General features: G+C 57.9%; 3 protein-coding genes. All 3 read right to left on the reverse strand.

Annotated features, from left to right (window positions below):
• Positions 1–291 precede the first annotated feature (291 nt).
• Positions 292–1,296 carry a dTDP-glucose 4,6-dehydratase gene (rfbB, locus tag RMO15_RS28790; RefSeq protein WP_309721174.1) on the reverse strand — a complete coding sequence of 335 codons (1,005 nt, stop codon included), beginning with the start codon at positions 1,294–1,296 and terminating at the stop codon, positions 292–294.
• A gap of 120 nt (positions 1,297–1,416) precedes the next feature.
• On the reverse strand, positions 1,417–1,755 hold the full coding sequence (locus RMO15_RS28795) for a hypothetical protein (protein WP_309721177.1): 339 nt from the start codon (positions 1,753–1,755) through the stop codon (positions 1,417–1,419).
• Positions 1,756–2,007: 252 nt separating this feature from the next.
• Positions 2,008–3,643 (reverse strand): S8 family peptidase (locus RMO15_RS28800; protein ID WP_309721181.1); only part of this gene is annotated, 1,636 nt, incomplete at its 5' end.

Genomic DNA, 3,643 nt, shown 5'->3' on the forward strand with positions numbered 1-3,643 from the left:
GACCGCCGGGCGATCGTTCAGCCCGTACGGCGCGGCGGCGAGCCGGACGCCCGCCCACCCGACCACCCACGCCCACGCCAGACGCCGGAGGAGTTTCCCCCGGAGTGGTTGAGACCCGCCCCGGTAGTCATGAGTTATTAAGCGTTTGTTAATTAAATCTGCCCAATGGATTTGGGCATCAACACTGGCACTACGCGCCGCAAAGCCCGTGCCGGGCTCCCGAATTTGTTCCCCAGCCCGGCACGGGCTTTGCAGCCGCAGGCTACTGCAGCCGCCGATTTCAATCGGCGGCTATTTTCGGTCGCCGTACCATTTTTTGGTGAAGCTCTGGTAGTCGTCGCTGGCCTTGATCTTGCGCCACCAGGGCTCATTGTCCACGTACCACTTCACGGTCTGCTCCAAAAGCACATCAAAGTCGCGGCGGGGCGCAAAGCCGAGTGCCTGCATCTTGTCGGTATTGAGGCTGTAGCGCCGGTCGTGGCCGGGCCTATCGGTGACATAGCGGATCAGGCTATCGGGCTTTCCGAGCGCGGCCAAAATCCCCTTCACCACATCAATATTGTGCCGCTCCGAGCCGCCCCCGACATTGTAGATCTCGCCGGGTGTTCCTTGATGGAGCGCAATATCCACCCCGATACAGTGGTCCAGAACCCACATCCAGTCGCGCTCTTGCTTGCCATCGCCGTAGACCGGCAGCGGAATGTCCTGCATGGCGTTGGTGATCATGAGGGGGATGAGCTTCTCAGGGTAATGGTACGGCCCAAAGGTGTTCGAGCCACGGGTCACAATGGTGTTGAGGCCAAAAGTCACATGATAGGCACGGACTAAGAGCTCGCCACCCGCCTTGGCTGCCGAGTACGGCTGGTTAGGCTCCAGCGGGTCGCCCTCTTTGAACTCGCCATCAGTGCTGCCGTAAACTTCATCTGTTGATATTTGATGAAATCTAATGTGCTTGTGCTTACGCGCAGCTTCTAGGAGCACGCCCACGCCGTTGAAGTTGGTTTTCTGCGCGGTTTCGGGGTCTAGGATCGCTCTATCGTTGTGGCTCTCGGCGGCGAAGTTGATGATACAGTCCACGTTGCGGGCGAGATTGTCCACCAGAGTGGCGTCCTCGATCCGGCCTGCAAAAAACGCAAAGCGCGGGTTGTCCCACAGGTCGTGGAAGTTGTCCGTGTTTCCGGCATAGGTCAGGGCATCGAGCACCCAGACGGTGTAGTCCGGGTACTTGCTGAGAAAGTAGCGCACAAAGTTAGAGCCAATAAACCCGGCCCCACCGGTCACAAGAAAGCGTTTCATCGTTAGAAGGATTATCGGAGACGGTAGGTAAAATTGCAAGTGCCCTGGCATTAACTCGCGACAAAATAAAAATGGGAGGAGCAAGGCTCCCCCCATTTCTACACTCAAGTAGACTTCTTTCTAGTTCTCGCCGTTGATGGCTTTGCTGGTCAGGTCTACCGTGCTAGAGCCCGTGCCCCAGATCACCTGATCGTTCCAGGTGGCATCTCCCCAGAGAACCTGGCTACCCCAGATCACTTGCGTGCCCCAGATCACCTGCTCACCCCAGATACCCTGGAGATTGTTCAGCCCCGAGGTTCCCCAGATCACCTGATCTGTCTTAAACAGATCCGAGGTGTTCATCAGGACATTACCCACCGCATCCCGGTAGAGACGCGGGCTCACTGCGGACTTGGTGGAGATGGCAGTATTGCTCAGAGCCGCTGGGATATTGAGATACCCTGCGCCATAAGCCGTCACGTCCCAGCCACCCCGAGTATCATCTATTTGTCGGCAGAGAGCATTAGGTGTGCTTTGACACTGTCAGATGTTAGCATCGGTTTCGATATACTTAGCTTCTTTAGGTGTCGTTAACCTCCCCATATAACTTGTTTAAGCAAGTGCAAAAACGCCATGCAGTGCTCAAGAGATAGTTCTTTGAGCAGGGGTAGCGCCCCTGCAACGATGAAGTGAAAGAGGTAATCACCGAGACAAGGTAAATCAGGATTCATCTTACTTCTCTCCCAGGATTGCGGTGTTCGTCAGATCTACAACGCCGGTCGTGCTTCCCCAGATCGCCTGATCCATCCATTCTAGCTGCTCGCCCCAGAGCGCTTGGCTGCCCCAGATTCCCTGTGTGCCCCAGATCGCTTGGTCGCCCCAGGTCGCCTTCTCGCCCCAGATCGCCTGGCTACCCCAGACTCCCGAGATTCCCCAGATCGCTCGATTGCTCCAGAGCGTCGGGCTCAAAAAGAGCGAGCAATTTGTGGTGTCCACGGAAACGCTCGGGCTGAGTGCATAGACCGATGGAAGAGCCGTGTTATTGAGCGCGGCAGGGATATTCAGATAGCCCGCGCCGTAGGTAAACGGGTCAGGTGTGCCGTCCGGGCTCAAACACTTATCCGCCGAGAACATCAGACGCGCCTTGATCGCATCCGGAGACAGATTCGGGTACTTCTGCAACAGAAGCGCTGCTGCTCCCGCAACAACTGGGGCTGCCATCGAGGTGCCCGAGAGCATAAAGTACGCGGAGCTGGTTTGCTTACCCTGACCTTTGCTCGTATCGGTGTAGGTGCTTACCGGAATGACGTTGCCCGGAAACTCGGAGAGCTTGTTGGTATTGTTGGTGCCATAAAGCGAGATCACCCGGTTGCCGGGCGCCACCAAATCGGGCTTGACCACATAGTCGAGGCGGCTCGGGCCACGGCTGGAGTAGGTCGCGATTCGGTCTTTGGTGCGGTCGTAGACAAAAGGAACACCGGGCGCGGTGGGAACCTGCATCGCGGTGGGCTTCATGGCACCGACGGTTATGACATAGGGGGAGTTCGCGGGAGATTGGATCGCACCGTAGCGGGTTCCCCAGCCCTCGTTGCTGGCTCCCACGGTCTGCGTGGCATTCTTGCGGCCATTGTTGCCTGCCGCACAGACCACGACCATACCGGATTTCCACGCACTCTCAACCGCCTGGCAGAGCGGGTCGGTCTTGTAGCTCTCCCCCACGGTGTGGCCCAGCGAGAGGTTGATCACCCGGATATTGTTCGCGGCGCGGTTGGCAACTGTCCACTGGATTCCCGCAATTACCTGGCTGACGGTTCCACTTCCCTGGCGATCCAGAACGCGCACGGCGATGATCCGAGCGCTTGGTGCAATTCCTTTGAAGGTGCGGAAGTTATAGCTCGCCGACGAGAGCCAGCCACTACCGGCGATGATCCCGGCGATGTGCGTGCCATGTCCACAGACATCCACCACCGTTGTTGGGTTAACATATCCGGAACTGTCAGGCACGAAGTTAGGGCCCTTGATGCGTGTCGTGATGTCTGGGGCACCGTCTACACCACTGTCAATCACGGCAACCCCAATACCCGTGCCAGAGAGTCCGTAGTTCCAGGCGGTACTGGCTCCACTGCCCGCCACGGTAAACTCATCGGTCTTCTTGACCTCCATGTCAGACGAGAGGCGACTGACAAAGGGCAGAGCGGCGAGCTGTTTAAGCCGACGGTTGGGAATTCGAACCGCAAGCGAGTTGATGATCGGCAGGTGGCGGTAGATATCGCCCCCCAGCGCCGCAATCGCCGCTTCTTGAGCGGCTGTGGGCACTCCCTCGGTCTTGACAATCACCGCACTCCAGCCCTTGCGGCTCGGCGAGGCA

It is taken from the genome of Armatimonas sp. (genome assembly GCF_031410135.1).
Taxonomy (GTDB): Bacteria; Armatimonadota; Armatimonadia; order Armatimonadales; family Armatimonadaceae; genus Armatimonas.